This window comes from Bradyrhizobium sp. CCBAU 11434 (assembly GCF_028128895.1).
Taxonomy (GTDB): domain Bacteria; phylum Pseudomonadota; class Alphaproteobacteria; order Rhizobiales; family Xanthobacteraceae; genus Bradyrhizobium; species Bradyrhizobium zhengyangense.
In genome coordinates this window covers 278,273-305,255 of the sequence record NZ_LBJX01000100.1, presented here as the reverse complement: position 1 = coordinate 305,255, position 26,983 = coordinate 278,273, and the positions used below count along the sequence as shown (strand labels likewise).

The window sequence follows — 26,983 nt, the reverse complement described above, 5'->3', positions numbered from 1 at the left end:
ATGAGCACCCGCACCAGCCGCGTGCTGCACCGCTCGCTGCGCGAGACGCCGCCCAAGGCGATCGGCGGCGAGGGCGTCTATTTGTTTGCCGAGGACGGCCGTCGCATCATCGACGCTTCCGGCGGCGCGGCGGTGTCCTGCCTCGGCCATCAGCATCCCCGTGTGATCGCAGCGATGGCAAAGCAGGCTTCGACCCTTGCTTATGCGCACACTGCTTTCTTCTCCTCCGAACCCGCCGAGGCGCTCGCCGAGACGTTGGTCGGCCATGAGCCCGGTGGTCTCGCTTACGCCTATTTCGTCAGCGGCGGATCGGAAGCGATCGAGGCCAGCATCAAGCTCGCGCGGCAATATTTCATCGAGCGCGGCGAGCCGCAGCGGCAGCATTTCATCGCACGGCGGCAGAGTTACCACGGCAACACGCTCGGCGCGCTCGCCGCCGGCGGCAATGCCTGGCGCCGCGCGCCCTATGCGCCGCTGCTCTCGGCCGCTTTCAGCCATGTGACGCCGGCCTTTGCCTATCACGAGAAGCACGAGGGTGAATCCGATGCGCAGTTCGTGGCCCGGCTTGCGGCCGAGCTCGAAGCCGAGTTTCAGCGACTTGGTCCCAACACGGTCGCCGCGTTCCTGGCCGAACCCGTCGTCGGCGCCACCGCCGGCGCGGTGACCGCACCCGACGGTTACTTCAAGGCGGTTCGCGAGATCTGCGACCGGCATGGCGCGCTGCTGATCCTCGACGAGGTCATGAGCGGCATGGGTCGCACCGGGACCACGCATGCCTGGGAGCAGGAAGGCATCGTGCCCGACATCCAGGCGATCGCAAAAGGTCTCGGCGGCGGCTACCAGCCGATCGGCGCAATGCTGGCAAGTGGCAGGATCATCGACACGATCCGCGCCGGCTCCGGCGCGTTCCAACACGGCCATACCTATCTCGCGCATCCCCTCGCCTGCGCGGCGGCGCTCGCTGTGCAGGACGTGATCCGCGAAGACAATCTGCTCGAACAAGTGAAGCAGCGCGGCAAGCAGCTCGAGCAGCGGCTCACCGAGCGCTTCGGCAATCACCGCCACGTCGGCGACATCAGGGGACGTGGCCTGTTCTGGGCGATCGAGCTCGTCGCCGACCGCGCCAGCCGCACCTCGTTCGATCCGGCGCTCAAGCTGCACCAGAAGATCAAGGCGGAAGCGTTCGCCAACGGGCTCGGCTGCTATCCCGGCGGCGGCACCGTGGATGGCGTCCGCGGCGACCATGTGCTGCTGGCGCCGCCCTATATCGCGTCCGCGGATGAGATCGACCAGATCGTCGACAAGCTCGGCACGGCCGTCGACGTTGTGTTGCGTAGTGTCAATCACTGAGGGGAGAGTAGCATGATGAGGAAAATGGTTATCGCAGCGGGCGTGCTCGCGGCATCGACGGTGATCGCCCAGGCGGCGACGCTGGACACGGTCAAGAGCCGCGGCACGCTGGTGTGCGGCGTCAGCGCCGGCTTTGCTGGCTTCTCGGCACCGGACTCGCAGGGCAATTACAAGGGCCTCGACGTCGACTACTGTCGTGCGCTCGCCGCCGGCGTGCTCGGCGACCCCAACAAGGTGCGCTACGTCTCGCTGACCGCGCAGAACCGCTTCACCGCGCTGCAGTCCGGCGAGATTGACGTGCTCTACCGCAATTCGACGCAGACGTACTTGCGCGGCGTCACGCTCGGTCTGCGCCAGGGCCCGATCAATTTCTACGACGGCCAGGGCTTCGTCGTGAAGAAAGACCTCGGCGTGAAGGAGATCAAGGATCTCAAGGGCGCGACCGTCTGCGTCGCGCAGGGAACGACCCATGAAGTGACGCTCGGCGATTACGGCCGCGCCAACAACATCGACTGGAAGCCGCTGGTGTTCGACCGCGTCGACACCATGTACCAGACCTTCTTTGGCGGCCGCTGCGACGCCATGACCCAGGACGCCTCGGCGCTCGCCGGTGCCGTCACCACCGCGGCGCCGAACCCCGCCGATTACGTCGTGCTGCCGCAGACCATCAGCAAGGAGCCGCTCGGCCCCTTCACCCGCAACGGCGACGAGGTCTGGAGCGATATCGTCACCTGGCTGCATTACGGCCTGATCGAAGCCGAGGAGCTCGGCGTCACCCAGGCCAATGTCGACGAGATGACGAAGTCGCAGACCCCCGCCATCCAGCGCCTGCTCGGCGCCACCGGCGATCTCGGCTCGCGGCTTGGGCTGGACAACAAATGGCTGGTCACGGTGATCAAGGCCACCGGCAATTACGGTGAGATCTACGAGCGCAACGTCGGCAAGGCGAGCCCGCTCAAGCTCGAGCGCGGCCTCAACGGCCTCTGGAGCAAGGGCGGCTTGATGTACGCGGTGCCGTTCAAGTAGACATCTTCCCGTGTCTCGGACGCGCTGCGGCGTGCAACGCCGCTGCGCAGAGCCGGGACCCAGCAACTACAATGGGCCCCGGCTCTGCAGCGCAATACTTCGCATTGCGCTGCGTCCGGGGCACAAGACCTCCCAGGTAGTCACGCTCAATGACGACGTCTCCTCGCATCGCCCTGATCCACGCCCTTAAGCACTCCATCGCCCCGATCGAGGCGGCGTTCGCACAAGCGTGGCCGGAGGCGCGGCTGATGAACCTGCTCGACGACAGCCTGTCGGCGGATCTGGCGCGCGACGGCAAGCTCAACGACGCTATGACCGAGCGCTTTCTTGCGCTCGGCGATTACGCCGCAGCTACGGGGGCAAACGCGATCCTGTTCACCTGTTCGGCCTTCGGCCCCTGCATCGAGGCCGTCGCACGGGCGCATTCGCCGATGCCGGTGCTCAAACCGAACGAAGCCATGATCGAACGGGCGGTGACGATGGGCAAGCGCATCGGCCTGCTCTCCACCTTCCCGCCGACGCTGGTCTCGATGCCGCCGGAGTTTCCGACCTTCGTCCAGATCGTGCCGAAACTTGCCGAGGGCGCGCTGGCCGCACTCGATCGCGGCGACCGCTCGACCCACGACCGGCTGATCGTCGAAGCGTCGAAGGATCTGCGCGATTGCGAGGTGATCGCGCTGGCCCAGTTCAGCATCGCATCATCAGCGCCGCTGGTCGCGGAAGCCACCGGCCGTCCGGTTGTGACGACGCCGGACAGCGCCGTCGCGAAGCTGATGGGGCTGCTGAAGGCGAAGGCCTAAGCGCCCGCCTTCTTGCGACGCTGCGCATCCTTGATCGCAACAGCGAGCGCGGCCTTCGTCTCGTTGACAAAATCCTCGACCAGTTCCTCGCGCGTGGCATGAGCGGCCTCGCCGGTGAACAGGCCTTGCTCGGCCAGCATCACCACGCCATGTAGCGCCGCCCAGATCTTGAGCGCCTGCCGTTCGCGCAAATAGCCGACCGCGGGCGCCTCCAGCGCTTCGATCACGAGCGCAAAGGTCTCCCGGGTGGCCTCGTGCAGCTCGCTGCCCTTGGCCGCGCATGAGACGGTGCGGGACGCAAACATCAAACGGTAGACACCGTTACGGCGCAGACCGAAATCGAGCGTTGCCTGCGCCAGCCGTGACAATTTCGATTGCTTCGACGGCTTCATCATGGCGTCGCGCAACATCGCGCTGAACTGCCGGAACGCCTCCGCCGTCGCCGCGGTCAGCAATGCCTCGCGGTCGGCAAAATGACGGTAGGGCGCCGGCTGTGAGACGCCGAGCTGCTTTGCGAGGGCCTTGATGCTGATCGCTTCCGCCCCGCCCTGCTCCGCCTCGCGCAACGCAGCCTTGATCAGGGCGTCACGGAGATCGCCATGGTGGTAGGTGTTCTCGGGCTTGCGGGCGAGTTGTGATCGCATGTTGCGGGCAAGCCTATAAGTTTGCGCTTGACAGGGGAAGCCTGTCGCGAATGTAATATGCTATAACTTAGAATGAGCCGCAAATGCCGCGGACAATAGACAAGAGGAACGCGTGGCCCTTCGGGCGACGCGCACACGACCGAGGGAGCCGCAATGGCAGCGCGACTGAAAGTTCACGTCGATCCCGACAAATGCCAGGGCCACGCGCGCTGCAAGGCGCTGGCGCCGGAGCTGTTCGAGCTCGACGAATACGGCAACGCCCATGAGGTCGGAGATGGCACGGTTCCGCCGGGCCTCGAGGACAAGGCCTGGCTTGCCAAATCCAATTGCCCGGAAATCGCGATCGATGTGATCGAGGAGTAGCGCGCGGCCCCTGCCCGCGCGCGCTTTGCGTACCTTCAGCGAACACGAGCCCCAAGGGAACGAGCCCCAAGCGAACGAGCCCTAAGGGTTATTCAAGGGATTTTCCAGCCATGTCCGACGTCAGCCAGCCTGTCGCCCATCCGCCCGTCACCGACTGGATCAACGATTTCGACCACACCGACCCGCAATGGACGAACGATCCCTTCCCGATCTGGGAGGAGCTGCGCGCCGCGAGCCCCGTCGTGCACACGGAGCGCTTTCTCGGCTGCTACATGCCGACGACCTATGAAGCCGTGCGCGAGATCGCCAACGACACCGAACATTTCTCCTCGCGCCGCATTATCGTCCGCGACGTCCGGCCCGAGGTCGCCAGGAACGCGGCCCCGCCGATCACCTCGGATCCACCCGTGCACAAGCCGGCCAAGCAGTTGCTGCTGCCGCCCTTCACGCCGGATGCGATGAAGAAGCTGGAACCGCGGATGCGGGCGATCTGCAACGAACTGATCGACGGGTTCATTGCCGATGGCAAGGTCGACGCCGCCGCGCGCTACGCCAAATACATCCCGGTTCGGGCCATCGCGCACATGCTCGGCATCCCCGAGAGCGACAGCGACCTCTTCATCAACTGGATCCACATGATCCTGGAGGTCGGCATCAAGGATGAGACCAAGCTGCTCGAGGCTGTGCACGAGATGAGCGACTACTTCAGGGCGCATATCGAGGAGCGCCGGTCGAAGCCGACCAACGACCTCATCTCCTATCTGATGAATGCCAAGGACAAGGAGGGCCAGCCGCTGGAAGAGTCGCACGTGCTGGGCTCGCTGCGGTTGCTCCTGATCGCCGGGATCGACACCACCTGGAGCGCGATCGGCTCCTCGCTGTGGCATCTCGCTCGCACGCCGGCCGACCGCGAGCGGCTGATCGCGGAGCCAGAGCTGATTCCCACCGCCGTGGAGGAACTGCTGCGCGCCTATTCGCCGGTGACGATGGCTCGCGAGGTGGTCAAGGAGACCACGGTCTCGGGCTGTCCGGTCAAGGCGGGCAACATGGTGCTGCTGTCCTTCCCGGCCGCCAACCGGGACCCAAAAATGTTTCCGGACGCCGACAAGGTCGTGATCGATCGCCGGGAGAATCGCCATGCCGCCTTCGGCCTCGGCATCCATCGCTGCGTCGGTTCCAACCTGGCGCGGATGGAGATGCAGGTTGCGCTTGAGGAATGGCTGAAGCGGATTCCGGACTTCCGACTCGATCCTGGCGGGACCGTGACCTGGTCGCAGGGCACGGTGCGGGGACCCCGCCAGTTGCCATTTCTGCTGGGAAAGGCGATGTAGGCTCCCAGACAATGGATTTCTGGGAGGCCGGACGTGACAGAGCAAGCAATCAAACCGGCCTCCGACCATTTCGACATCGCCGACGCCGAGCGGCGCATAAAGGCGATCTTCATCGGCTCCATCGGCAATCTCGTCGAATGGTATGACTTTTACGCCTATACGGCGTTCGCGCTGTATTTCGCCCCGGCCTTCTTTCCGGGCAACGACCCCGTGGTTCAGCAATTGAATGCCGCCGTGATATTCGCGGCGACATTCCTGATGCGCCCCCTGGGCGGCTGGTTCTTCGGCTACCTCGCCGACCATTACGGCCGGCGCATCTCGCTGACGCTGTCGGTCGTGTTCATGTGCTTCGGCTCGTTGATCATCGCGCTGACCCCGACCTACGCGACGATCGGCTTCGCTGCGCCGGTCATCCTGGCGCTCGCCCGCGTCATCGAGGGCCTGAGCTTAGGTGGCGAATACGGCGCCAGCGCCACTTACCTGAGCGAGGTCGCCGATCCCAAGCATCGCGGCTTCTACTCGAGCTTCCAGTACGTCACGCTGATCGGCGGCCAGCTGACCGCGATTATCGTGCTGCTGCTCCTGCAAAAGGTCTTCCTCACGCCAGATGAGCTGAAAACCTGGGGCTGGCGTATTCCGTTTGCGATCGGCGCGGCGCTTGCGATTTTTGCCGCGGTGATGCGGCGCAACCTGCATGAGACCGAGGCCTTCGAGGAAGCCAAGAAGGTGGTGAAGCCGACCGGCTCGATCACCAATCTCTTGCGCTACCCCCGCGAGCTGCTGCTTGTGGTCGGCCTCACCGCCGGCGGCACTGCGGCATTCTACACCTTCACCACCTACATGCAGACCTTCGTGAAGCTGTCGGTCGGGCTGACCGAGGACCAGACCACCTTCGTGATCTTCGGCACGCTGATCTTCGCGACAATCCTGCAGCCGATCTACGGCGCGATCTCCGACAAGATCGGCCGCAAGCCGCTGCTGATCTTCTTCGGCGTCGCAGGCACGCTCGCGACGGTGCCGCTGTTGATGACGCTGAAGGAGACCAAATCGCCGTTCATGGCGTTCATCCTGATCTGCTGCGCCTGGCTGTTCGTTGCCGGCTACACCTCGATCAACGCCGTGGTGAAAGCCGAGCTGTTCCCGACCAATGTCCGCGCGTTGGGCGTCGGCCTGCCCTATGCGATCACAGTCTCGATCTTCGGCGGCACGGCGCCGGCGATCGCGCTCTATTTCAAGACCATCGGCCATGAGCAGTGGTTCTACTACTATCTCGCCAGTGTCATCTTCCTGTCGCTGATCATCTATTCCACCATGCGTGACACCAAGCGCGAATCCGCGATGCACCGCCACGAATAGCTGACTTCGAGCAGATCATGGCCGACGACAACGAGCCGCCCGACAGCAAGCTGACCCGCACCAAACAGAAGTGGGCGCGCGAGGGCCGCTTCCTCACCGGCAAAATTACGCGCCCCGAGGAGCAGCGGCTGCCGCCCGGACAGCATCTGACCAAGGACTGGCCGGTGCTCGATCTCGGTGTGGTGCCGCCTGTGTCGCGCGAGCGCTGGCGGCTGGACGTCTACGGCGCGGTCGAGAACCCCATATTCTGGACCTACGCCGAGTTCGCGGCGCAAAAGCAGGACCAGTTCACCTCCGACATCCATTGCGTGACAACCTGGTCGCGCTACGACAATCAGTGGGAAGGGCTCGCCACGCGTGAGCTGCTTGCGGCCTGCCAACCACGCGACGATGCTCGCTTCGTGGTGCTGCATTCCTATGACGGCTACACCACCAACCTCGCGCTGGAAGACTTTGCCGCCGAGGATGCGCTGCTGGCCCATAGCTGGTCGGGCCAGCCGCTGTCGGACGAGCATGGCGGCCCTGTCAGGCTCGTCGTGCCGCATCTGTACTTCTGGAAGAGCGCCAAATGGCTGCAGGCCATCGAATTCGTGACTGAGGATGCGCCGGGCTTTTGGGAAGTCCGCGGCTATCATAATCGCGGCGATCCCTGGGCCGAACAGCGCTATTCAGGAGACTAGGCTCGAGCAATCAAGGGGAAGCCCATGCCGACGGAACGCTTCCAATTCACGGGTGAAGGCGGCCATCAACTCGCGGCGGCGCTGGAGCTGCCGGACGGCGAGCCCTCATCCTACGCGCTGTTCGCGCACTGCTTCACCTGCGGCAAGGACACGCTGGCAGCTAAGCGCATCTCGGTCGCGCTCGCCGCCAAGGGCATCGCGGTCTTGCGCTTCGACTTCACCGGGCTCGGCTCCAGCGAAGGCGATTTCGCCAATTCGACTTTCTCATCGAACGTCGCCGACCTCGTGCGCGCCGCCGATCATCTCCGCACGACCCGCAAGGCACCGTCGATCCTGATCGGCCATAGCCTGGGGGGTGCCGCGATCCTGGCGGTAGCCGGCAAGATTCCGGAGGCCAAGGCGGTTGCGACGATCGCAGCACCTTCCGACCCTGCTCATGTCACCGGCCTGTTCAGGGAACATGTCGATGCGATCCGAGAGAAGGGCGAGGTCGAAGTGTCGCTTGCGGGTCGACCATTCCGGATCAAGCGTGAGTTCCTCGATGACATCGTCGAGCACGAGCTGATGAAGGACGTCACCGGCCTGCACAAGGCGCTGCTGGTGATGCAGTCGCCTGTGGACGACACCGTCGGCATCGACAACGCGACCAAGATCTTCGTTGCGGCCAGGCATCCCAAGAGCTTCGTCTCGCTCGACCATGCCGATCATCTCCTGACCAAGCCGGCAGATGCGCTCTATGCGGCCGACGTGATCGCCGCCTGGGCCAGCCGCTACATCGACACGGCAAAGCCTGCGAAAGTGATGGATCGTGCGGAAGAGCCGCGCAGGGTCGTGGTGCAGGAGACCCGCAAGAGCAAGTTCAACCAGCTCATCACCGTCGGGCCTCATCATCTCGTGGCGGACGAGCCGAAAGCCGCTGGCGGCGAGGATGCCGGTCCCGGGCCCTATGATTTCCTGCTCGCCGGTCTCGGCGCCTGCACCTCCATGACCATGCGCCTCTATGCCGACCGCAAATCGCTGCCGCTCGACCGCGTCACCGTCACGCTGAAGCATTCCAAGATCTATGCCAAGGACTGCGCGGAATGCGAGACGCGCGACGGCATGCTCGACCAGATCGAGCGCGATATCGCGATGGACGGCGCGCTCGATGCCGAACAGCGCAAGAAGCTGATGGAGATCGCCGACAAGTGCCCGGTGCACCGGACGCTGACGTCGGAGATTCGCATCGTCACCAGGGCCGTGGACTAGAAGCACGCCGCCATCGTTCGCACCGCCGCGCTGATCTCGCTCTCGCGCCAAGCCGCAAAGCCGAGCAGCAGGCCATGATCGCGCGGCTTTCCGAGCGCCAGGCTCGACAAGGCGCGCGTTTCGACGCCGGCCTCGACCAGCCGCTTCACCACAGCCTGATCGGCGCGACCACGCCTGAGCCGGGCGACGAGCTGAATGCCGCCCGAGGGCACCTCGGCCGTGAGCACCTCGCCGAGATGGCGTTCCAGTCCGGCGACGAGATGATCGCGCCTGCAATGATAGAGCCGGCGCATCCGGCGCAGATGTGCGAGGAAATGCCCGTCGGCGATGAACTCGGCGAGCGCCTCCTGGATGTGACTGGATGCGATCAGCCCGATGTGCCGCTGCGCGATCTCGAATGTGCCGACCAGCGCCGGAGGCACGACGAGATAGCCAAGCCGGATATCCGACGTCATCGCCTTCGAGAAGGTGCCGACATAGAACACGCGGCCATGGGCATCGAGCCCTTGCAGGGCCGGGACCGGGCGGCTGTCATAGTGGAATTCGCCATCGTAATCGTCCTCGACGATCCAGGTCCTGCCGGGCCTGCTTGATCCGAGAAACGCGGTGCGGCGGGCCAGCGACATCAGCCGTCCAGTCGGGTGCTGATGCGATGGCGTCATGAAGACGAGCTTTGGCGCGGCCATTCCGGGCATCGGCTGCATGCCCTGCTCATCCAGCCTGATGCCGATGACGCGCGCGCCGGACGCGCGGAAGGCGGCCGCGGCGCCGGGATACCCAGGGTCCTCGACCCAGACCGCGTCCCCCTTCGTGATGAGCACGGCTGCGATCAGCGTCAGCGCGGCCTGCGCGCTCGGCAGGATCATGATCTGGTCCGCTGCTGCGCGAACGCCTCTGCTGGTCGCCAGGTAATGCGCCAGCGCCTCGCGCAGCCGTGTGCGATTGACCGGACCAAGCTCACGCTTGGCGGCGTGCACGGCGCTGCGGCGCAGGCACCGCGCCCAGACCTCGTTCGGAAACTCCCGTGCATCTCCATGCCCCGGTCGCAACGGCTTGAGCAGCGCCTGATAGGACATCGGCCAGTCGGTCTGCTTGAGCTTCGAGGCCCAGGGCGAGAGCTGCGGCCTCGCTGAGCGCACGCCAGATGCGGCAACGCCCGCGCCCTCGATGCGCTCGCCGCCGTCGACTGTCACCACAGGACGACGTCCATGCGACGCCGCAAGATATCCCTCCGCGGCAAGCTGCTCGAACGCATAGGTGACGGTGTTGCGGGAGACACCGAGATCGCTCGCAAGCTGGCGGCTCGACGGCAGCGCGCGACCCTTGGCGATACGGCCGGCCGCGATCAGGCCGCGAAGCTGGCTCGTCAACTGCGCCACCAGCCCCTCATCGTCGGCGCGGTTCAGGTCGATCAGGCCGGAGATCATGCTGTCCGATACTGGCACTCTATTCCTTTCCAATCTGGCACTTTTTCAGGTGCCAGCTTGAATGCTATCCACCGCATCGGACTGCTTCAAGGACCTTGCGATGAACTCTTCTTTGTCTCCCCGCGCCGCCATCGGCCTGTTCCTGATCGTCGTGCTGGCCTGGGGCGTGAACTGGTCGATGACCAAGCAGCTCGTGCAATTCCTGCCGCCCCTCTGGACGTCGGCGATCCGCAGCTGGATCGCGCTGGCCGGATTGTTCGTGATCCTCAGGCTGAGCAACAATCTGGTGATCCCGGAGCGGCGCGACATCCCTGTCATCCTCAGCGTGGCGCTGCTGCACATGACGATATTCTCCGTCCTGGTTGCAGCCGGCGTGCGCTTCCTGCCTGCGAGCAAGGCCGTCGTGCTCGGCTACACCACGCCGCTCTGGGTTGCGATCGCCGCGCCCATGCACGGCAAGGATACGCTGACGGCACCCAAGCTTGCCGGCGCCTTGTTCGGCCTGGTCGGGCTTGCCGTCATCCTGAACCCCACATCCATCGACTGGGCCAATCGCAACGTCCTGCTCGGCGCCGGCATGGTGATCCTCGCCGCGATCTCCTGGGCCGCGAACATCATCTATCTCCGGGCGCATCGCTGGATCGGCTCTCCGCTCCAGCTCCTGATCTGGCAGGTGCTGGTCGCGACCATCGTGCTCACCGCATTGGCTGTCATCACCGATGGCCTGCCGCACGCGGAATGGTCGTGGAAGCTTGTGCTGCTGTTCCTGTATTCCGGCCTGATCGGGACGGCGCTCGCCTATTGGGCGATGTCGATGGTCAACAAGAGCATCTCGGCGCTGACGACGGCGCTTGGCACCACGGGGACACCGCTCGTCGGCATCGCCAGCGCGGCGATCCTGCTGGGCGAGCCGATCGACATCAGCCTCGTCGTCGCGGCCGCGCTGATCGTGACCGGAATTGGCCTTGCGACTCTGGGCGACCGGATGTTGCGCCGTCAGGCGACCGCGAGCGGCTGAACGCGCAAGGTGCCGCGCAGGCCTGCCGTCGTGCCGAGCAGGATGCCGGCGACTGCGATGAACGAACCGACGGCAAGCGTCGAGACGCCGGTGAGCCCCTGCCCGATCGAGCAGCCAAACGCCATCACGCCGCCGATCCCCATCAGCGCAGCTCCACCGGCAGAGCGCAGCATGTGACGCGGCGAGGAATAGCCTTCGAGCTTGAAGCGACCGGTGACGAGGGCGGTAACCAGGCTGCCGGCAAAGACCCCGCCAACCGTCGCGATGCCGAAGTTGAGCGTCAGCCCGGTCGAGAGCATCGCATATTGCAGACTATCGGCGATTGGCGCGATGAAGGTGAGTGAGGTCACCGGGACGGGATTGAAGTCGTCGGCGCCGAGATAGCCGGAGACGTACCAGCCGCCGGCAACGAGAAGGCCCACAATAATGCCCGCCGCGATCTGGCCCGGCGAGCGACGGAATGCCGGATGGGCGAAGGCAAACAGAATCAGCGCAACGACGATCACGGTCGCGGCCAGCGCGCGCGAAACCACCTCCGTGACACCGAGCGTCGCGAGCACCGACGGCAAAGAAGTCGCGTTGACGGTGATCTGCGAGGCCTGAACCAGCGCGATACGCGCCGGCGCGATCAGGCCCTTGAGCGTCATCTGGGCGGCGATGGCGAGCACGATCACCACGACGAAGGAGCGGAGATTGCCGCGCCCAAGCAGCACCAGCGCGCGCGAGCCGCAGCCGTTCGACAGCACCATGCCGTAGCCGAACAGCAGGCCGCCCAGGAACAGCACCGGCACCGAAAAAGTCTGTTGCAGATAGATCGACTTGCCGAGATCGACCATGCCGTAACCGGCGAGGAGCTGGCTCGCGGTAATCGCGACTGCGATCGCCAGTGCATAGGAGCGCACAAGCCGTCCGTCTCCCTCCGCCAACCATCCGCGCATGCTGCTCATCAGGCAGAAGCCGCTGAGCAGGCCGACGGAACCATAGACGAGGCCAATGACGAGGCCGGCGAGGATGACGAGTTGGGTGGTTTCCATCGTCACGGCTTCAGGATCACCCTATCGCGCGAGGAGCCCGCGACAGCGACATAGGCCTCCTTCGCGCGCTCCAGCGGATAGATCGCACTCGCCTTGATCGGGAACGGCTTCAACTGGCCGCTCGCAAAGCCCGGGCCAAGATCGCGCAGCACCGCGCCCGTCGCCGCGGACGACAGGCCGAGCGTATCAATCCCGACATAGGTATGCTGGCCGCGATAGAATTCGAGGATGTTGAACTGCACGATGCGGTCGATCGCGGCGATCAGAATCTGGCGGCCGCGCAAGCCGAGTGATTTGTGTGCCGCCTGGAAATAGGGATCGCCGACCGTGTTGAAGACGATGTCGGCACCCTTGCCGCCGGTCAGTTCGCGCACGCGTGTGGCGACATCGACGGCGGATGCATCGATCACCTCGATTGGCGCATTGCTGTGACCCTCATAGGCCTCGGCCTTGCGGACCACGCCGGCGACGCGCGCGCCTTGCCAGGTCGCGATCTGCACTGCGGCCTGACCGACCTTGCCGTTGACGCCGAACACAAGCACGGTCTCGCCCGGTTTCGGAATGCCGGCGCGGCGAAAACCTTCCATGGCGGTGACGAAGGGCACGCCGATGCCGGCGGCCTCCTCCCAGGACACCGTCTTCGGCTTCTCCACCACGGCATCGGCTTCGACGACGAGATGACTCGCGTGCGTGCCATCGCGGCGGATGCCGAGATCGCCTGAAGAGCCGAACACCTCGCGGCCGATCGTACCGGCGGGGCCGTCGATCACCACGCCGGCGTAGTCGCGGCCCGGCGTGCGCGGGAAAACGGCATAGGGCATCAGCCCGGTCGCAGCCTTGACGTCGGACGGGTTGACGGCCGCGGCCTTCACCTCGATCAGCAGATCGTTCGGCCCACGCGCGAGCGTGTGACGCTCCACGGTCGGAGCAAGCGCGGCGGCGTTCTCGGCCTTGGCGGTGAGGCGAACGCAGCGTGCTTCGACAGTTTTGGGATCGGCTGGTGACATGGAAAGACCCGGGATTTCTCGCGGGCCTTGTCGCCTTTGGGGGCGGTCAAGTCAATCCGTCAAGTCAGTCCTTGGTCAGTCCTTGGGCCGCTTGTCGTAGAGCCGCTTGGCCTTGCCGAGCGAGCGCTCCAGCGTCGCCGGCGCGACCACCTGGACCCTCGAGCTGACGCCGATCGTGTTCTTGATGTGAGTTGAAATCCGGTCGGCATGGTCGACAAGCCCGCGACCGTCCCAGCTTTCGGGCCGCGCCTCGGCGATGATGGTCAGCTCGTCCATGCGTCCTTCGCGGGTCAGCTCCAGGATGAAGTGGCCGCCGCACCAGTCGGTCGCGAGCAGCACCTCCTCGATCTGGGTCGGGAACAAATTGACACCGCGCAGGATGATCATGTCGTCCGAGCGGCCCGTCACCTTCTCCATCCGCCGCATGCCCGGCCGCGCCGTGCCCGGCAGCAGCCGCGTCAGGTCGCGGGTGCGATAGCGGATCACAGGGAAAGCTTCCTTGGTCAGCGAGGTGAACACCAGCTCGCCCTTCTCGCCGTCAGGCAGCACCGCGCCGGTCTCGGGGTCGATCACTTCGGGATAGAAATGGTCCTCCCAGATGTGCAAGCCGTCCTTGGTCTCGATGCATTCCTGCGCGACGCCGGGGCCGATCACCTCGGACAAGCCGTAGATGTCGGTCGCGTCCATGTCGAAGGCGTCCTCGATCTCGCCGCGCATGGCGTTGGTCCAGGGCTCGGCCCCGAAGATGCCGACCTTGAGCGAGCACTGGCGCGGATCGAGCTTCTGGCGCTTGAACTCGTCGAGGATCGCCAGCATGTAGCTCGGCGTCACTGTGATGATGTCAGGCCGAAAGTCGTTGATAAGCTGCACCTGCCGCTCGGTCATTCCGCCGGAGATCGGAACCACCGTGCAGCCGAGCTTCTCGGCACCGTAATGCACACCGAGCCCGCCGGTGAACAGGCCATAACCGTAGGCATTGTGGATGATCATGCCGTTGCGGCCGCCGGCGGCGCGGATCGAGCGCGCCATCACATCCGACCAGGTGTCGATATCGCGCTGGGTATAACCGACCACGATCGGCTTGCCCGTCGTGCCAGAGGAGGCATGCACGCGCACCAGTTTTTCGCGCGGCACGGCGAACATGTTGAAGGGATAGTTGTCGCGCAGGTCCGTCTTCACCGTAAACGGAAACTTTGCGAGATCGGAGAGCTCGCGAAAGTCCGAGGGATGCACCCCAGCCTTGTCAAAAGCCTTGCGGTAATGCGCGACGTTGTCATAGGCGTGCTTCAGCGACCAGGCCAGCCGCTGCGTCTGCAGCGCCATGATCTCATCGCGTGAGGCGCGCTCCTGTGCATCCATCTCGGCCCTATAGCTGCGGCCGTCGTCCTTCAGCTTCGTCGAAGCCATACTCGTTTCCCCACATATGTGTTCTTCTCTTTATTGATCTTGCGTCGGCAGCCACGCGCCGGGAATGACACGCGAATGCCCACGGAATTCAGCAATGACGGTATCGCCTGCCATGACGCGCACATCATAGATGCCGGAGCGGCCACCGCGGGTCACCTCGCGCGCCTTGGCGACGAGACGGTCGCCGAGCTTGCCCGGCTTGATAAACGTGATCTGCCCCTGCGCCGCGACGACACGGTCATTGTGGGAGTTGCAGGCAAAAGCGAAGGCGGAATCGGCCAGCGTGAAGATGAAGCCGCCATGGGCGATGCGCTGACCGTTGACCATGTCCGGCCGCACCGTCATGGCCAGCGTCGCAAAGCCCGGGCCGATCTCCACGATCTCCATGCCGAGGCCCTTGGACGCATCGTCCTCCGCCCACATCGCATCAGCGCAGGCGCGGGCAGCATCTTCAGGCGACATGGCGGCTTTGACGTTCACACGCTTCTCCCGGCGAACTCTTTGCTCATGATGTTCTGCTTGATGGTCAAGGCTGTCAAACGTGGTCGTAGTCGACCACGACCCGCTCGGACGACGGCTTGGCCTGGCAGGTCAGAACAAAGCCGGCCTTCAGCTCCCAGGGCTCCAGCGAATAGTTGATGTCCATGGGCGCCTCGCCCTCGACCAGCTTGGCGCGACAGGTCGAGCACATGCCGCCCTTGCAAGCGAAGGGCAGATCGACACCGGCGCGCAGCGCGGCATCGAGGATGGCCTCGTCCTCGGCGACCGGCACGTCGCGGCGTTTGCCGTCAATGATCAGCGAGGCGATCGCCTTGGGCGGCGCATCGGGTGCCACGGTCTTTTTCGGTCGCGGCTTGCCGCCGAACTCCGAAACGAAACGCTCGACATGTATACGATCATCGGCGATGCCCAGGTTGCGGCAGGTCGCCTCGATGTCTTCGCTCATGCCAGATGGACCGCAGATGAAGACGTGGTCGACGCTCTCGGCTGGCACCAGCGAGCGCAGCAGCACCCTCACCTTTTCGCCATCGAGCCGGCCATGCAGGATCGGGATGTCCTGCTCCTCGCCGGAGATGACGTGGAAGATGGACAGGCGGTCGATGAAGCGATCCTTCAGCTCCTCGAGCGCCTCCAGGAACATGATGTTGTCGGTCGCGCGGTTGCCGTAGAACAGGAAGAAGCGGCTGTCCGGCTCGCGTGCCAGCACGCCCTTGACGATCGACAGGATCGGCGTGATGCCGGAGCCTGCGGCAAAGCCGACATGGATGCGTCCGGCCTCGGCCGGAGGGATCACGCCAAAACGGCCCGTCGGCGTCATCACGTCGAGCTCGTCGCCATGTCTCAGCTCGTCCGCGGCCCAGCTCGAAAACGCGCCGCCGTCGACTTTCTTCACGGCAATGCGGATCTCGCCGTCGTCAGGGCCGGAGCAGATCGAATAGGAGCGGCGCACCTCCTCGCCATCGAGCGTGGTGCGCAGCGTGAGGTACTGGCCGGGACTGAAAGCATAGTCGCCGGCAAGTTCGCGGGGGATGGCGAAAGTCATCGAGACGGCGTCGGATGCCTCCCGGCGGAGGTCGTTGACGGCAAGGCGGTGAAAACGCGGTGCGGCTGCTGACATGGTCAATGACACTTGAAGTAATCGAAGGGTTCGCGGCAAGCCTTGCAGCGCCACAGCGCCTTGCAGGATGTCGAGCCGAATTCAGACAGCAGTTCGGTCTTGTCCGAGCCGCATTGCGGACACGCCACCGTCTGTTCGCCAAATAGCGCGCGGCGCGAGTGTGAAGATTGCGGCGGCGCGATGCCGTAGGCGCGCAGCTTCTGACGGCCTTCCTCGCTCATCCAGTCTGTGGTCCAGGCCGGCGACAGCACGGTCCGCACTTTCGAACGGCGAAAGCCGGCGCGTTCCAGCGCGATCTCGATTTCGAGCGCGATCATGTTCATCGCCGGGCAGCCCGAATAGGTCGGCGTGATCGCGACCTCGACATGGTCACCATCGAGGGTAACGTCGCGGAGCACACCGAGATCAGCGATGGTCAACACCGGAATCTCAGGGTCGACCACGCTCGCCGCGGCGTCCCAGGCGCGCTGGTGCAGCTCGCTGTCGCGCTCCAGCATCGTCACCATGTCTGCCCCGGAAACGTGCGCTGCATCGATTGCAGCTCGGACAGGAGGTGGCCGAGATGCTCGCTATGGCGGCCGGCACGGCCACCCTGCTGCATCCAGTCGTTCTCCGGCAGTCGAAGCGTTGCTTCGCTGATGACATCGGAGAGCGTCGTCAGCCAGCGGCCGCGCAAGGTGCCGGGATCGACGGCGATACCGGCATAGATCAGCGCGCGCTCGCCGTCATCGACGGCGAACATCTCGCCGGTAAAGGCCCAGAGGTGATCGATCGCCCGTTGCGCGCGTGCGTGGCTCTCGTCCGTGCCGTCGCCAAGCCGTATGATCCATTCCGAAGCGTGGCGCAGGTGATAGGCGCTCTCCTTCTCCGACTTCGCGGCGATCGCGGCGAGCGTCGTATCGCGCGAGGTCATCATCGCGCGCCAATAGAGGTCGGCGAAGGCGGAATAGAAGAACTGTCGCACCAGCGTCTGGGCGAAGTCGCCATTCGGCTGCTCGACCAGCAGCAGATTGCGGTACTGCCTGACATCCCGCAGGTAAGCGAGCTTGTCCTCGTCGTTATTCCCGCCTTCGGCCTTGGCGGCGTAGCTGTAAAGCTCGCGCGCCTGGCCGATGAGGTCGAGCGCGATGTTGGAGAGCGCCATGTCCTCTTCCAGCATCGGCGCGTGCCCACACCATTCCGACAGCCGGTGACCGAGGATCAGCGCATCGTCAGCACGGCGCAGGGCGTAGAGCACCAGCGGCGTTTCGGAGACCTGGATGTTTGCAGTGGGCATCACATGTGCCCCACTTCCTCGGGCACCTCGTAAAAGGTCGGATGCCGGTAGATCTTCGATTCCGCCGGCTCGAACATCATGCCCTTCTCGGCGGGGTCGCTCGCGGTGATCGCGGTCGACGGCACGACCCAGATCGACAGGCCCTCACCGCGCCGGGTGTAGATGTCGCGGGCGGCTTGCAGGGCCATGGTGGCATCGCTCGCATGCAGCGAGCCGACATGCTTGTGCGCGAGCCCGTTGCGGCTGCGAATGAAGACTTCCCACAACGGAGTGTTCGGCGTGGCCATATTGATCTCCCTATTCCGCGGCTTGTGCGGTCTGACGCTGCGCGCGCTTTGCGGCATAGGCGGCCGCGGCCTCGCGCACCCAGGCGCCGTCATCATGTGCCTTGCGGCGCGCGGCCATGCGGTCGCGGTTGCAGGGACCGTTGCCGGCAAGCACCTGCTTGAACTCGGTCCAGTCGATCTCGCTGTAACGCCAGTGCCCGTCCGCATCCTGCGTCATGCCGGGATCGGGAATAGTAAGGCCGAGATATTGCGCCTGCGGCACAGTGGCGTCGACGAACTTCTGGCGCAGCTCGTCATTGGAAAAGCGCTTGATCTTCCACTTCGTCGAGGTGTCGCTGTGCTGGCTGGTCGCATCGGGCGGACCGAACATCATCAGCACCGGCCACCACCAGCGGTTCAACGCATCCTGCGCCATCGCCTTCTGCTCGTCCGAGCCGCGGCACAGGGTGAGCATGATCTCGTAGCCCTGGCGCTGGTGGAACGACTCTTCCTTGCAGACGCGGATCATCGCGCGCGCATAGGGGCCGTAGGAGCAGCGGCATAGCGGAATCTGGTTCATGATCGCGGCGCCGTCGACCAGCCAGCCGATGGTGCCGATGTCGGCCCAGGTCAGCGTCGGATAGTTGAAGATCGAGGAATACTTTGCTTTCCCCGCGAGCATGGCATCGACCAGCTCTTCGCGAGAGCTGCCGAGCGTTTCGGCGGCGGCATAAAGGTAGAGCCCGTGGCCGCACTCGTCCTGCACCTTGGCGAGCAGCGCAGCCTTGCGGCGCAAGGTCGGCGCGCGCGTGATCCAGTTACCCTCGGGCAGCATGCCGACGATTTCGGAATGAGCGTGCTGGGAGATCTGACGTGTCAGCGTCTTGCGATACGCCGCCGGCATCCAGTCATTCGGCTCGATGCGCTCCTCGGCATCGATGCGGGCCTGGAACTGCGCGGCTCGGCCCGCGTCCTCAAGACCCTGGTCGTCGGTCTCGGCCGTATTCAGCGCCTGGGTATACATGCGCAGTCCTCCCGTTTTCTTGGAGGCAATATATAACAAGAATTATGTCATGCAAGATATTTCTGTAACATGTAGATCAAGCCTCGAACCTCCTTTCCAGGAGCTTTCGCGCCGGGGGCAGCGGGCCTTTTTCATTGGTCCCATGGCGATCAAGCCATTGTTCCGACGGAGCAAGCAGCGCGCGATAGATCTCGCCGCAGAGCGTGCGGGCCGCCCTGCCCGGCCAATCCGCCGGCAATAGGCTTACGGGCAGCAGCGGATCGCGCAGCACGACGCGGCGGTAATAGTGGATCAGCAGGATCCGCGCCGTGAAAGCGTCGGCCTCGGACAGCTCCGTGCCGCGCGCGAGTGCGACGCGCAGCGGCTCGAACGTCTTGATGAATTTCAGATAGGCATCCGCCGTGCGTTCCAGCGGCCAGCTCGCACTGAGCAGGCGACGGCCGCTATCATCCTCAGCCGAGACTTCGAGGCGGATGGCGCCTGCCGCCTCCTCCGGCACCGGTACGCCTGACGGCGCGACCCACACGCCCGGCAGCGGGCTCCCGAAGCCCGCGTTGCGGAGCGCCTCGCGCGAGACGTCGCGATCCTCGCCATTGCCGATCAGCAGCAGCTCGAAGCGCCCGGTCCAGTCGGACGGCGGCGGATCGTAGATGTGACGCGTCGCGGCTTCGAACGTCTCACGTCCTTTCTCGGCGAGGCGATAAAAGCTGTTACGGCCCACCTTCTCGCGCGTCAGCCAGCCATCGGCAGCAAGGCGCGACATCGCCGTGCGCACCACGCTGCCATCGATGTCGAGGCCCTCAAAGAACGCCAGCAGCGTACCAAGCCACACCGAACCGCCGCGCGGCACGACGGCATCGCCGAACATCGTGATGACGATGGAGCCGGTACGTGACGGCTCACGCTTGAGCTGATCGATGATGCGAGAAAGCGGATGCGCCATGCGCGAGGCATAGCGCGTTTGGTGCGGGCGGGACAATGGATGGGAGCGACGGTCTTACTCTCCCTCTCCCCGTTCTTACGGGGGGAGAGGGTTGGGGTGAGGGGCCTCTCTCCTCGAATGAGATCGACGTGAGACCTGTACCCCCTCACCCGGATCGCAAGAGAGCGATCCGACCTCTCCCCGCAAGCGGGGAGAGGTGAAGATGCGCGCTACCGATGCGGATCGGGATAGGCGAGGCTGCGCCAGCCGCTGCGATCGAACGGCCGCCACGCGCCTTCCTTCTGCGCGAGACGGTCGGCGACCGCGTAGACGGCGGCGGGATGATGGCCCATGCCGCAATGGCTGCTGTCGACCTCGATGCTCTCGGTCTGCGCGCCGGTCTTTTCCATGCAGCCTTGCCAGGCGCAGACGCCGTCGGTGCGGCTGAAGATGGCGGTGGTTGGCACCGGCGGCGGCACGGCAAGCTCGCCACCGAAGCGCGGATCAACTTCGTCGGACTTCCGTCCGCTCGCCCATTCGTAGACGCGCCAGGCATTGGTCGACCGGGGGTTACCCGCGAAGGGGCTGCCGAGGGTGATCACCTGACGCACGCGCTCAGGCATCATCTTGGCGAGTTGGCGCGCATAGAGGCCACCAAGGCTCCAGCCGACCAGGCTGATCTTGCGACCGTGCGTGTCGTTGAGCTCCTCGACCAGATCGATCATCCCATCCTGCACGCCCTCGCGCAGGCCGTAATTGCGGCCCTGACGCCAGCCGCTGACCGCATAGCCCTTGCTGGTCAGAAAGGTGCGCAGCGCGCCCGTGGAGGCATCGGAGGCCACAAGGCCGGGCAGCACCAGCACCGGATGCCCGTCGCCACGCGGCGCGAGGCTCAGCAGCGGCAACGCGCCGAGGAATGCGCCGAACTCGTGGATCGCGCGCCCTTCCAGAAACATCAGAGTACGGGACGGCGGACGCAGCGTCTGGGCAGTAGCGGTCATCAATGGATCCCCTTGGAAAGAATTCCTGAAGAGCCCGCCGGCCGCGATGCCGGCAATGGGCATGAATTCCAATACGCCGGCTTCTTGATCGTTCCGCAGCGCAACATGAATCAGCTAGGCGGCCGGTTCCACACATTCAAGCGGGACAGATGCTGGGCCACAATAGGCTCGCGCGTTAATGCTGTTGGGCGTGACGCAAAAGTCACAACAATCGGAGCAGAAATTCTACGCAGTAGAGCGCAAGACCGGCGAGCCCGCCGATCAGCGAACCGTTGAAGCGGATGTATTGCAGGTCGCGTCCGATGTTGATTTCGATCAGCGAAATCAGCTGCGCCATGTCCCACGATTTGACCTGGTCGGAGATGAAGGTCGAGACGCCGCTCTTCTGGTCGGCGACGAAGCTGCGCAGCACCGTCACCAGGCCCTGGTTGATCTCACCGCGCAGCTCGGCATCGCCGGCGAGCGCATCGCCCGCCGAAACGAACATGCCGGCGAGATGATGCTGCAGCACCTGCGTTTCACCGGATGCGCTGCGCTCGATGAAGGAGCGCGTGTTGGCCCAGACGGTGCGGGCGAGATCGGCAAGCTCTGGCCGCGCCAGGAAATCGCGCTTCAAGCCATCGATGCGATCGATATAGGCCTGGTCGGTACCGAGCCGATCGACGAAGCTCAGCACCATGCGGTCGAACTCGCCGCGGAACGGATGCTTGGGATCGCTGCGCACCTCGTTGAAGAAAGCCGTTGCCGACGAGACAATCTTGTTCACGAGAAACTTGTCGGCGCGATAGAGGTTGAGCAGGGTCGGCAACTCCGCGCGCACCTTGTCGCGGATCATTGCCATGGTCTCTTTCTGGGTCAGCGTCTCGTGCATCACGCGCAGCAGATCGTCAAACAGGATCTGGTGCCGCCCCTCCGCGACGAAGCCGCGCAGCGTGCCGGCTGCGAGCGGCGCGAGGTCGATCGCCTGGATTTGTGTCGACATGCGGCGGATGATGAAGGTCATCAGGCCGGAGCTTTCCGTCGCGGACACGGCCTCCGGCAATAGCCGCAGAGCAAAGCGAGCAAGATCATCGCTGCGTTTGCGATCGCGCAGCCAGTCGGCGACGAAAGAGCCGAAATCGATCTCTCTCAGCTTGGCGTCGACCGGACCAGCCTCGAGGAAATGCACCTGGATGAACTCGCCGAGCTTGTCGGCGATGCGGGCCTGATTGCTCTGGATGATCGCGGTGTGCGGAATCGGCAGGCCGAGCGGCCGCTTGAACAGCGCGACCACAGCATACCAGTCGGCGAGCCCGCCGATGGTGGCGGCTTCCGCGAAAGCGGCGATGAAGCCGAACGCGGGATGCACCGGCAGCAGCCATTTCGCGACGACGAACAGCAGAAGCGTCGAGGCCAGCACCAGCGTCGCCAGCGCCTTGACGCGGCGCAGCTCGGCTGCCCGTTCCGCGTCGGCAGGTGTATCAAACGAGAAGTTGGTAGATGAATCCATGACTGCATCACAGTACTCCGTCATTGCGAGCGAAGCGAAGCAATCCAGAGTCTTTCCACGGAGGGACTCTGGATTGCTTCGTCGCATCAGCGCAAAATTGCTACGCAATTTTGTCGCGAGCTCCTCGCAATGACGGCAGCGCAAACAAAAGGCCCGCCGAAGCGGGCCTCAAATTTCAGTTTGGTCTCAGGGCGCCAGATCAGGCGGTCTTGTTGTAGACCTTGGCAAAGTTGTCCTGAGCGGACTTCGCACCGTTGGCGGCGAGCTTGCCGAGATAGTCGGCGGTCGCCTTGGTGCGCGAGACGAACGCTTCGCCGCGGGCGCGGAGCAGGCTCGACTGGATCTCGACGGCTTCGCTGAACGACTTGGCGGACGCGAGCTTGTCGATACCCGCGAAGAACGCCTCGGCGTCCTCGTAGATCGCCTGCTGAATGTTGCGGCTGATCTTGCCGGCTTCAGTGACGGACTCGGTCACCGCGTTCTCGACGGCGGCGGTCACGCGCTCGGAGCCAGCGAACACCTCGGCAGCACGGTCCTTGGCGGTGTTGGCGGTCTTCTTGACGAATTCGCGGGCAGCCTCGGGAACTTCCAGGTTCTGGATGTTCTTGAAAGCGTCTTTGAAGCCCTCGAAGGCGGTGTTGGTTTCGGTGGTCATGGGGGTTCTCTCCATCCTCATTGGGTTGAGCTATGGGCTCACCCCGTCCTCGATGGCCCGGGGCACGGCTTATATGGCATAGTTAATTGTGCGATGCAACAATCATGTTGCATCGCGATATCACGAATTCGTGATCGGCCTTATTTGGAGGCATTCTGATGCCTCCCTGGCCCGCCGCCCTACTGTGCATGGGGTTGATTTCGAGTTTTGGTCGGTAGGCGACGCCTTTAATGCTGGACGGCGCCTGGCAGCCCATACGCCTCCATCTGGGCCTGGACCTGCGCGATGTTGTGGCCGAGCACGACGATGTCGTGGGTCTTGCCGGCGACGTCCCGGACATGGTCCCGGAGCAGCGCCTCGGCCTTGAAGCCGAGGCTCTCGAACAGCGCGATCGCCGCCTGCTGGTCGACCGTCATCTGGACCGAGAGCTTCTCCAGCCCCGCCCCGAGCGCGAGCGCAAAGGTCTCCTGGGACAGCGCCTTCCCCACCCCCTTCCCGCGCACGTCCTGCGACACCACCATGCGGATCTCGCCGACATGGGGCGACCAGGAGTGCGGATCGCGCACCAGCGTGCCGCAGCCGACGACCTTGCCGTCCTTCACCGCGAGCAGGCTCTGAATGGCGCCGCGCTCGATCTCCTTGACCCAGGCCGACAGCACCTTCGGCTCGCTGATGTTGCGCGGCAGGAACAGCAGGTCATGGGTCGGCAGGCCCTTGCCGAAGGCGAGCACGGCCGCTTCATCAGCAGGCGACATCAGGCGGATCTCGATATCGCCCGCGTCAGTCTTGACGTGACGCGGATAGGAACGCTGCTCACTCATGTCGATCTTGTCCCCAGCCAGGAATCCAGTTTCGGCCATAGCCGCTTGATGGCGTTGGCGCCGGCGACCAGCGAAACGTGACCGCCTTTCAGCATCACCTCTTCCTTGTCCACCGAGCCGATCTTCGCGATCAGATGCTTGGCCGCATCATAAGGCACGATGTGATCGTGCTCGGCGACCGCGTGCAGGATCGGCACCTTGATGTTCGCGAGCTTCGCTGGCCGCCCCCCGACCGACATGGTGTCGTTGTAGAGCTTGTTGTCCCACATCAGGTCTTTGGTGATGGTGCGGAAATATTCGCCCGCCAGCGGCAGCGTGTCGGTCGCCCAGCGGTCGAACATCCGGTACGATTTCACGAACTCGTCGTTCCAGATGTTTTCCCACAGCTGGATCTGGCTCGCGGCGCGCGAGGCCGGACGAAGCATCTCGAACGAGGACAGGATCATCTCCGGCGGCACGTTGCCGACGCTGTCGACGAGGCGGTCGACGTCGAAATAGCGGCGGTCGGAGAAATTGGAGAACAGCTTCATCTCGCGAAAGTCGATCGGCGTGGTGAAGCAGATCAGATTCTTCATCGGCCCGTCCGGGAAGATCGAGCCGTAGAGCAGCGACAATACGCCGCCGAAGCAATAGCCGATCACCGAGACGTCCTGCTCGCCGGAATCGGCCTGCACCCGGCGGACGCAATCCGGGATGAAGTCGAGGACATAGTCCTCCATGCGCAGGCTTCGCTCCTCCGGCCGCGGTGCGCTCCAGTCGAGCATGTAGACGTCGTAGCCGCGCCTCAGCAGGAACTCGATGAAACTCTGGCCCGGCACGAGGTCGAGGATGTAGCCGCGATTGGTGGTCGCCATCACGACCAGCACCGGCACGCGATAGATCTCGTCCGACATCGGCCGGTAGTGGTAGAGGCTCATCGTGCCGCGCGAATGCAGCACGTCCTTTGGGGTCGATCCGAGTGTCGGACCGGAGGTCGAGAAATATTCCACGCCCTTGATGCTGCGCTGGATGGCGCGCTGCACCTCGGCCTGGATGCGCTCCGGGATTGCTGCGAAATCAAGTCCCGTCGGCGCGTTCATTTCGGCCCTCCGCCTTCGGACGGCGGACGTTTCGTGCGAGGCGGCCGCGGTGCGGTATCGATCGGCGATCCACCTGACGCCGCCGACATCTGGCTCAGCATCGACTTGATCTCGCCGATCTGCCCCTCGATGGCTTGCAGGCGCTCGGCAATGCCGGTCATCTGCTCGCGGCTCGGCAGATTCATCGAGAGGAGATATTTCTCCATGAGATCGCCGAACTGTTTCTGAGCACCCGCAGCAGCGCCGCCGGCGCGATTCATGGCCTGCGAGAATTCGGGCGTCTCCATCGCCTTGGTGGCGAAGGAGTTGAAGCCCTTCTCCATCTCGCCAACCATCTTCTGCCACAGGGCGACAGGGTCGGTGATCTTGTCGGTCATCGGCGTCCTCCAGGTCTCGAGGGCTTCTTGCGCCCCTCTTTTGTCGCCATACCACACCGTTGCGACGGGCCGGTCAACGGCTAAGCGACAGGGCGATGTCGCACGCACGGCTTCTTTGCGACGGCAAACCATGCGATACAATTCCGGCCTGCCACAGGGGAACAATCCGGTGAACGCCTCCACCCATCAGCCGCCGCAGACCGTCCGCGCCAACGGCATCGACATCTGCTATGAGATCTTCGGCAACGACAATGCCGAGCCGCTGCTGCTGATCATGGGGCTCGGGGCGCAAATGATCCATTGGGACGATGCGTTCTGCGAGCAGCTCGCCGCCCGCGGCTTTCGCGTGATCCGTTTCGACAACCGCGACATCGGAAAGTCGAGCCATCTGACCGGGGGCAAGCGCCTGACGCCGCTCGAACTGCTCAAGCTTCGCTTCCTTAGGATTCCGGTCGCCGCGACGTACAAGCTGATCGACATGGCCAAGGACACGGTCGGCCTGATGGACGCGCTCGGGATCAAATCGGCACATCTGGTCGGCGCATCGATGGGCGGCATGATCGCGCAGGAGGTGACGCTATCGTTTCCGCAGCGCGTGCGCTCGCTGACCTCGATCATGTCGACGACAGGCAATCCGCGCGTGCCGCCGCCGACGCGGGAGGCCGCCGCGATGCTAATGGCGCCGCCGCCGCGCAGCAAGGAAGAGTTCGTCACCCGCTTCGGCGAGACCTGGAAGGTCTTGCGCGCCGGCTCCTTTCCCGAGGAAGAAGCGCTCGACCCAGGTCGTGCCGAACGCGTCTTCGCCCGCGGGCTCAATCCCGCTGGCGTCGGCCGGCAGCTCCGTGCCGTGCTGGCCTCCGGCAGCCGCAAGGAACGGCTGCATGGCGTGAAGACGCCGACGCTCGTGATCCACGGCACGGTCGATCCGCTGGTCCGCCCTGAAGGCGGCAAGGACACGGCGGAGTCAGTTCATGGCGCGAAGTTGTTGATGATCGAGGGCATGGGCCACGCGCTGCCGATGCGGTTCTGGCCAGAGATCATCGGCGCGATCGACAAGCACGCGCATGGTGCAGCGGCGAAGGCAGCTTAAGACTTCTTCGCGATCCAGATCACATGGCGCGCGCCGCCGCCTCTGCCGGTGGCGCGGACGGCGACCTCGTTGACGTCGAAGCCGGCGCGCCCGAGACGCTTGGTGAAGGCGGGGTTCGGTCCTGACGACCAGACAGCGAGCACACCGCCGGGCCGCAGCGCAGCCTTCGCCGCCGCCAATCCGCTCGCACTGTAGAGCGCGTCATTGCCCTTCCGCGTCAGCCCTTCCGGCCCATTGTCGACGTCGAGCAGGATCGCGTCGAAGGCCGAGTCCTTCGCACGGATGATTTCGCCAACATCGGTCTCCCGGATGCTCACCCTGGCATCATCGAGGCTGTCGCCGAAGACCTCCGCCATCGGACCTCGCGCCCACGCAACCACCGCCGGCACCAGTTCAGAGACTATGATCTTTGCCTTGCTTCCGAGCACGGCGAGCGCAGCGCGCAGCGTAAAGCCCATGCCGAGGCCCCCGATCAGAACAGCGGGCTTTGCGACTTTCTCGATCTGCTTCGCCGCAAGCGTCGCGAGCGCGGCTTCGGAGCCCGACAGGCGGTTATTCATCAGCTCGTTAGTGCCGAGCTTGATCGAGAACTCCTTACCCCGCCGCATCAGGCGGAGCTCCTCGTCGGAGCCGGGGATTTTGGCGGTGTCGAGCTTTTCCCAGGGAATCATGGC

Annotated in this window: 29 protein-coding genes; 10 read left to right on the top strand and 19 right to left on the bottom strand. The window is 64.5% G+C overall.

The window, feature by feature from the left end; translation table 11 throughout:
- From XI06_RS33830 to XI06_RS33820, 3 genes are all read left to right on the top strand, one after another.
- The gene (locus XI06_RS33830) at positions 1-1,350 is read left to right on the top strand and encodes an aspartate aminotransferase family protein (RefSeq protein WP_237863714.1); all 1,350 of its coding nucleotides are present in this window, start codon (positions 1-3) and stop codon (positions 1,348-1,350) included.
- A gap of 12 nt (positions 1,351-1,362) precedes the next feature.
- Positions 1,363-2,376 (top strand): amino acid ABC transporter substrate-binding protein, encoded by a 1,014-nt coding sequence (locus tag XI06_RS33825; RefSeq protein WP_237863713.1) that lies wholly within the window; start codon positions 1,363-1,365, stop codon positions 2,374-2,376.
- Between the two features lie 149 nt (positions 2,377-2,525).
- Positions 2,526-3,176 carry an aspartate/glutamate racemase family protein gene (locus XI06_RS33820; protein ID WP_237863712.1) on the top strand — a complete coding sequence of 217 codons (651 nt, stop codon included), beginning with the start codon at positions 2,526-2,528 and terminating at the stop codon, positions 3,174-3,176.
- Here XI06_RS33820 and XI06_RS33815 read toward each other — a convergent pair.
- Positions 3,173-3,820: a TetR/AcrR family transcriptional regulator gene (locus XI06_RS33815; protein ID WP_237863711.1), complete on the bottom strand. Its 648-nt coding sequence runs from the start codon at positions 3,818-3,820 to the stop codon at positions 3,173-3,175. The two genes, XI06_RS33820 and XI06_RS33815, sit on opposite strands and share 4 nt — an antisense overlap.
- A 153-nt stretch (positions 3,821-3,973) precedes the next feature.
- Between XI06_RS33815 and XI06_RS33810 the strand changes: the two genes are divergently transcribed.
- The 5 genes from XI06_RS33810 to XI06_RS33790 all read left to right on the top strand — a co-directional run bounded on the left by XI06_RS33810 (position 3,974) and on the right by XI06_RS33790 (position 8,798).
- Positions 3,974-4,183: a ferredoxin gene (locus tag XI06_RS33810; RefSeq protein ID WP_237863710.1), complete on the top strand. Its 210-nt coding sequence runs from the start codon at positions 3,974-3,976 to the stop codon at positions 4,181-4,183.
- Between the two features lie 110 nt (positions 4,184-4,293).
- Entirely contained in the window at positions 4,294-5,514 is a 1,221-nt protein-coding gene (locus XI06_RS33805; RefSeq protein WP_237863709.1) for a cytochrome P450, read from the top strand.
- Positions 5,515-5,547: 33 nt separating this feature from the next.
- Positions 5,548-6,870 (top strand): MFS transporter, encoded by a 1,323-nt coding sequence (locus XI06_RS33800; protein WP_237863708.1) that lies wholly within the window; start codon positions 5,548-5,550, stop codon positions 6,868-6,870.
- 17 nt (positions 6,871-6,887) lie between these two features.
- Positions 6,888-7,550 (top strand): sulfite oxidase-like oxidoreductase, encoded by a 663-nt coding sequence (locus XI06_RS33795; protein ID WP_237863707.1) that lies wholly within the window; start codon positions 6,888-6,890, stop codon positions 7,548-7,550.
- A gap of 24 nt (positions 7,551-7,574) precedes the next feature.
- Positions 7,575-8,798 (top strand): bifunctional alpha/beta hydrolase/OsmC family protein, encoded by a 1,224-nt coding sequence (locus tag XI06_RS33790; RefSeq protein ID WP_237863706.1) that lies wholly within the window; start codon positions 7,575-7,577, stop codon positions 8,796-8,798.
- Here XI06_RS33790 and pdxR read toward each other — a convergent pair.
- On the bottom strand, positions 8,795-10,225 hold the full coding sequence (gene pdxR / locus XI06_RS33785; RefSeq protein WP_237863889.1) for a MocR-like pyridoxine biosynthesis transcription factor PdxR: 1,431 nt from the start codon (positions 10,223-10,225) through the stop codon (positions 8,795-8,797). The two genes, XI06_RS33790 and pdxR, sit on opposite strands and share 4 nt — an antisense overlap.
- A 100-nt stretch (positions 10,226-10,325) precedes the next feature.
- Between pdxR and XI06_RS33780 the strand changes: the two genes are divergently transcribed.
- Positions 10,326-11,243 (top strand): DMT family transporter, encoded by a 918-nt coding sequence (locus XI06_RS33780; protein ID WP_237863705.1) that lies wholly within the window; start codon positions 10,326-10,328, stop codon positions 11,241-11,243.
- Here XI06_RS33780 and XI06_RS33775 read toward each other — a convergent pair.
- From XI06_RS33775 to XI06_RS33700, 16 genes are all read right to left on the bottom strand, one after another.
- Positions 11,222-12,277 (bottom strand): YeeE/YedE family protein, encoded by a 1,056-nt coding sequence (locus tag XI06_RS33775; protein WP_237863704.1) that lies wholly within the window; start codon positions 12,275-12,277, stop codon positions 11,222-11,224. The two genes, XI06_RS33780 and XI06_RS33775, sit on opposite strands and share 22 nt — an antisense overlap.
- 2 nt (positions 12,278-12,279) lie before the next feature.
- Complete coding sequence (locus tag XI06_RS33770) at positions 12,280-13,284, bottom strand: quinone oxidoreductase family protein (RefSeq protein ID WP_237863703.1); 1,005 nt, start codon at positions 13,282-13,284, stop codon at positions 12,280-12,282.
- Positions 13,285-13,359: 75 nt separating this feature from the next.
- Complete coding sequence (paaK, locus tag XI06_RS33765; RefSeq protein ID WP_237863702.1) at positions 13,360-14,691, bottom strand: phenylacetate--CoA ligase PaaK; 1,332 nt, start codon at positions 14,689-14,691, stop codon at positions 13,360-13,362.
- A 30-nt stretch (positions 14,692-14,721) separates the two neighbouring features.
- Positions 14,722-15,171, bottom strand: coding sequence for a hydroxyphenylacetyl-CoA thioesterase PaaI (paaI, locus tag XI06_RS33760; protein WP_237863701.1), 450 nt, complete (start codon positions 15,169-15,171; stop codon positions 14,722-14,724).
- A gap of 55 nt (positions 15,172-15,226) precedes the next feature.
- Complete coding sequence (gene paaE, locus XI06_RS33755; protein WP_237870574.1) at positions 15,227-16,309, bottom strand: 1,2-phenylacetyl-CoA epoxidase subunit PaaE; 1,083 nt, start codon at positions 16,307-16,309, stop codon at positions 15,227-15,229.
- A 2-nt stretch (positions 16,310-16,311) separates the two neighbouring features.
- Positions 16,312-16,815, bottom strand: coding sequence for a 1,2-phenylacetyl-CoA epoxidase subunit PaaD (gene paaD, locus XI06_RS33750; protein ID WP_237870572.1), 504 nt, complete (start codon positions 16,813-16,815; stop codon positions 16,312-16,314).
- Positions 16,809-17,585, bottom strand: coding sequence for a 1,2-phenylacetyl-CoA epoxidase subunit PaaC (gene paaC, locus XI06_RS33745; protein ID WP_237889588.1), 777 nt, complete (start codon positions 17,583-17,585; stop codon positions 16,809-16,811). The genes paaD and paaC overlap by 7 nt, the downstream gene beginning before the upstream one ends.
- Positions 17,585-17,872: a 1,2-phenylacetyl-CoA epoxidase subunit PaaB gene (paaB, locus tag XI06_RS33740; RefSeq protein ID WP_008136594.1), complete on the bottom strand. Its 288-nt coding sequence runs from the start codon at positions 17,870-17,872 to the stop codon at positions 17,585-17,587. The genes paaC and paaB overlap by 1 nt, the downstream gene beginning before the upstream one ends.
- A 10-nt stretch (positions 17,873-17,882) precedes the next feature.
- On the bottom strand, positions 17,883-18,875 hold the full coding sequence (paaA, locus tag XI06_RS33735) for a 1,2-phenylacetyl-CoA epoxidase subunit PaaA (protein ID WP_237889585.1): 993 nt from the start codon (positions 18,873-18,875) through the stop codon (positions 17,883-17,885).
- Positions 18,876-18,951: 76 nt separating this feature from the next.
- A complete protein-coding gene (gene paaX / locus XI06_RS33730; RefSeq protein WP_237889584.1) occupies positions 18,952-19,818 on the bottom strand; it encodes a phenylacetic acid degradation operon negative regulatory protein PaaX in 867 nt (288 codons plus the stop codon).
- A 209-nt stretch (positions 19,819-20,027) separates the two neighbouring features.
- Positions 20,028-20,798, bottom strand: a complete 771-nt coding sequence (locus XI06_RS33725) for an esterase/lipase family protein (RefSeq protein ID WP_237863695.1) — start codon at positions 20,796-20,798, stop codon at positions 20,028-20,030.
- A 202-nt stretch (positions 20,799-21,000) separates the two neighbouring features.
- Positions 21,001-22,287: a DUF445 domain-containing protein gene (locus XI06_RS33720; RefSeq protein ID WP_237863694.1), complete on the bottom strand. Its 1,287-nt coding sequence runs from the start codon at positions 22,285-22,287 to the stop codon at positions 21,001-21,003.
- 199 nt (positions 22,288-22,486) lie between these two features.
- Positions 22,487-22,942, bottom strand: a complete 456-nt coding sequence (locus tag XI06_RS33715) for a phasin (RefSeq protein WP_237863693.1) — start codon at positions 22,940-22,942, stop codon at positions 22,487-22,489.
- Positions 22,943-23,169: 227 nt separating this feature from the next.
- Positions 23,170-23,763, bottom strand: coding sequence for a GNAT family N-acetyltransferase (locus XI06_RS33710; RefSeq protein ID WP_237863692.1), 594 nt, complete (start codon positions 23,761-23,763; stop codon positions 23,170-23,172).
- Positions 23,760-24,842, bottom strand: a complete 1,083-nt coding sequence (locus XI06_RS33705; RefSeq protein ID WP_237863691.1) for a PHA/PHB synthase family protein — start codon at positions 24,840-24,842, stop codon at positions 23,760-23,762. Before XI06_RS33705 ends, XI06_RS33710 begins: the two co-directional genes overlap by 4 nt.
- Positions 24,839-25,219 carry a hypothetical protein gene (locus tag XI06_RS33700; RefSeq protein ID WP_237863690.1) on the bottom strand — a complete coding sequence of 127 codons (381 nt, stop codon included), beginning with the start codon at positions 25,217-25,219 and terminating at the stop codon, positions 24,839-24,841. The genes XI06_RS33705 and XI06_RS33700 overlap by 4 nt, the downstream gene beginning before the upstream one ends.
- Before the next feature lie 130 nt (positions 25,220-25,349).
- On the opposite strand from XI06_RS33700, the gene XI06_RS33695 reads away from it, so the two are divergent.
- Positions 25,350-26,309 carry an alpha/beta fold hydrolase gene (locus XI06_RS33695; protein ID WP_237863689.1) on the top strand — a complete coding sequence of 320 codons (960 nt, stop codon included), beginning with the start codon at positions 25,350-25,352 and terminating at the stop codon, positions 26,307-26,309.
- Here XI06_RS33695 and XI06_RS33690 read toward each other — a convergent pair.
- Positions 26,306-26,980, bottom strand: coding sequence for a spermidine synthase (locus tag XI06_RS33690; RefSeq protein WP_237863688.1), 675 nt, complete (start codon positions 26,978-26,980; stop codon positions 26,306-26,308). The genes XI06_RS33695 and XI06_RS33690 overlap by 4 nt on opposite strands.
- Positions 26,981-26,983 lie beyond the last annotated feature (3 nt).

What these genes read in the sequence shown, in the direction of transcription:
- XI06_RS33830 (WP_237863714.1), top strand. Translation starts at nt 1, where the DNA reads ATGAGCACCCGCACCAGCCGCGTGCTGCACCGCTCGCTGCGCGAGACG.
- XI06_RS33825 (WP_237863713.1), top strand. Translation starts at nt 1,363, where the DNA reads ATGATGAGGAAAATGGTTATCGCAGCGGGCGTGCTCGCGGCATCGACG.
- XI06_RS33820 (WP_237863712.1), top strand. Translation starts at nt 2,526, where the DNA reads ATGACGACGTCTCCTCGCATCGCCCTGATCCACGCCCTTAAGCACTCC.
- XI06_RS33815 (WP_237863711.1), bottom strand. Translation starts at nt 3,820, where the DNA reads ATGCGATCACAACTCGCCCGCAAGCCCGAGAACACCTACCACCATGGC.
- XI06_RS33810 (WP_237863710.1), top strand. Translation starts at nt 3,974, where the DNA reads ATGGCAGCGCGACTGAAAGTTCACGTCGATCCCGACAAATGCCAGGGC.
- XI06_RS33805 (WP_237863709.1), top strand. Translation starts at nt 4,294, where the DNA reads ATGTCCGACGTCAGCCAGCCTGTCGCCCATCCGCCCGTCACCGACTGG.
- XI06_RS33795 (WP_237863707.1), top strand. Translation starts at nt 6,888, where the DNA reads ATGGCCGACGACAACGAGCCGCCCGACAGCAAGCTGACCCGCACCAAA.
- XI06_RS33790 (WP_237863706.1), top strand. Translation starts at nt 7,575, where the DNA reads ATGCCGACGGAACGCTTCCAATTCACGGGTGAAGGCGGCCATCAACTC.
- pdxR (WP_237863889.1), bottom strand. Translation starts at nt 10,225, where the DNA reads ATGATCTCCGGCCTGATCGACCTGAACCGCGCCGACGATGAGGGGCTG.
- XI06_RS33780 (WP_237863705.1), top strand. Translation starts at nt 10,326, where the DNA reads ATGAACTCTTCTTTGTCTCCCCGCGCCGCCATCGGCCTGTTCCTGATC.
- XI06_RS33775 (WP_237863704.1), bottom strand. Translation starts at nt 12,277, where the DNA reads ATGGAAACCACCCAACTCGTCATCCTCGCCGGCCTCGTCATTGGCCTC.
- XI06_RS33770 (WP_237863703.1), bottom strand. Translation starts at nt 13,284, where the DNA reads ATGTCACCAGCCGATCCCAAAACTGTCGAAGCACGCTGCGTTCGCCTC.
- paaK (WP_237863702.1), bottom strand. Translation starts at nt 14,691, where the DNA reads ATGGCTTCGACGAAGCTGAAGGACGACGGCCGCAGCTATAGGGCCGAG.
- paaE (WP_237870574.1), bottom strand. Translation starts at nt 16,309, where the DNA reads ATGTCAGCAGCCGCACCGCGTTTTCACCGCCTTGCCGTCAACGACCTC.
- paaD (WP_237870572.1), bottom strand. Translation starts at nt 16,815, where the DNA reads ATGGTGACGATGCTGGAGCGCGACAGCGAGCTGCACCAGCGCGCCTGG.
- paaC (WP_237889588.1), bottom strand. Translation starts at nt 17,585, where the DNA reads ATGCCCACTGCAAACATCCAGGTCTCCGAAACGCCGCTGGTGCTCTAC.
- paaB (WP_008136594.1), bottom strand. Translation starts at nt 17,872, where the DNA reads ATGGCCACGCCGAACACTCCGTTGTGGGAAGTCTTCATTCGCAGCCGC.
- paaA (WP_237889585.1), bottom strand. Translation starts at nt 18,875, where the DNA reads ATGTATACCCAGGCGCTGAATACGGCCGAGACCGACGACCAGGGTCTT.
- paaX (WP_237889584.1), bottom strand. Translation starts at nt 19,818, where the DNA reads ATGGCGCATCCGCTTTCTCGCATCATCGATCAGCTCAAGCGTGAGCCG.
- XI06_RS33725 (WP_237863695.1), bottom strand. Translation starts at nt 20,798, where the DNA reads ATGACCGCTACTGCCCAGACGCTGCGTCCGCCGTCCCGTACTCTGATG.
- XI06_RS33720 (WP_237863694.1), bottom strand. Translation starts at nt 22,287, where the DNA reads ATGGATTCATCTACCAACTTCTCGTTTGATACACCTGCCGACGCGGAA.
- XI06_RS33715 (WP_237863693.1), bottom strand. Translation starts at nt 22,942, where the DNA reads ATGACCACCGAAACCAACACCGCCTTCGAGGGCTTCAAAGACGCTTTC.
- XI06_RS33710 (WP_237863692.1), bottom strand. Translation starts at nt 23,763, where the DNA reads ATGAGTGAGCAGCGTTCCTATCCGCGTCACGTCAAGACTGACGCGGGC.
- XI06_RS33705 (WP_237863691.1), bottom strand. Translation starts at nt 24,842, where the DNA reads ATGAACGCGCCGACGGGACTTGATTTCGCAGCAATCCCGGAGCGCATC.
- XI06_RS33700 (WP_237863690.1), bottom strand. Translation starts at nt 25,219, where the DNA reads ATGACCGACAAGATCACCGACCCTGTCGCCCTGTGGCAGAAGATGGTT.
- XI06_RS33695 (WP_237863689.1), top strand. Translation starts at nt 25,350, where the DNA reads ATGCGATACAATTCCGGCCTGCCACAGGGGAACAATCCGGTGAACGCC.
- XI06_RS33690 (WP_237863688.1), bottom strand. Translation starts at nt 26,980, where the DNA reads ATGATTCCCTGGGAAAAGCTCGACACCGCCAAAATCCCCGGCTCCGAC.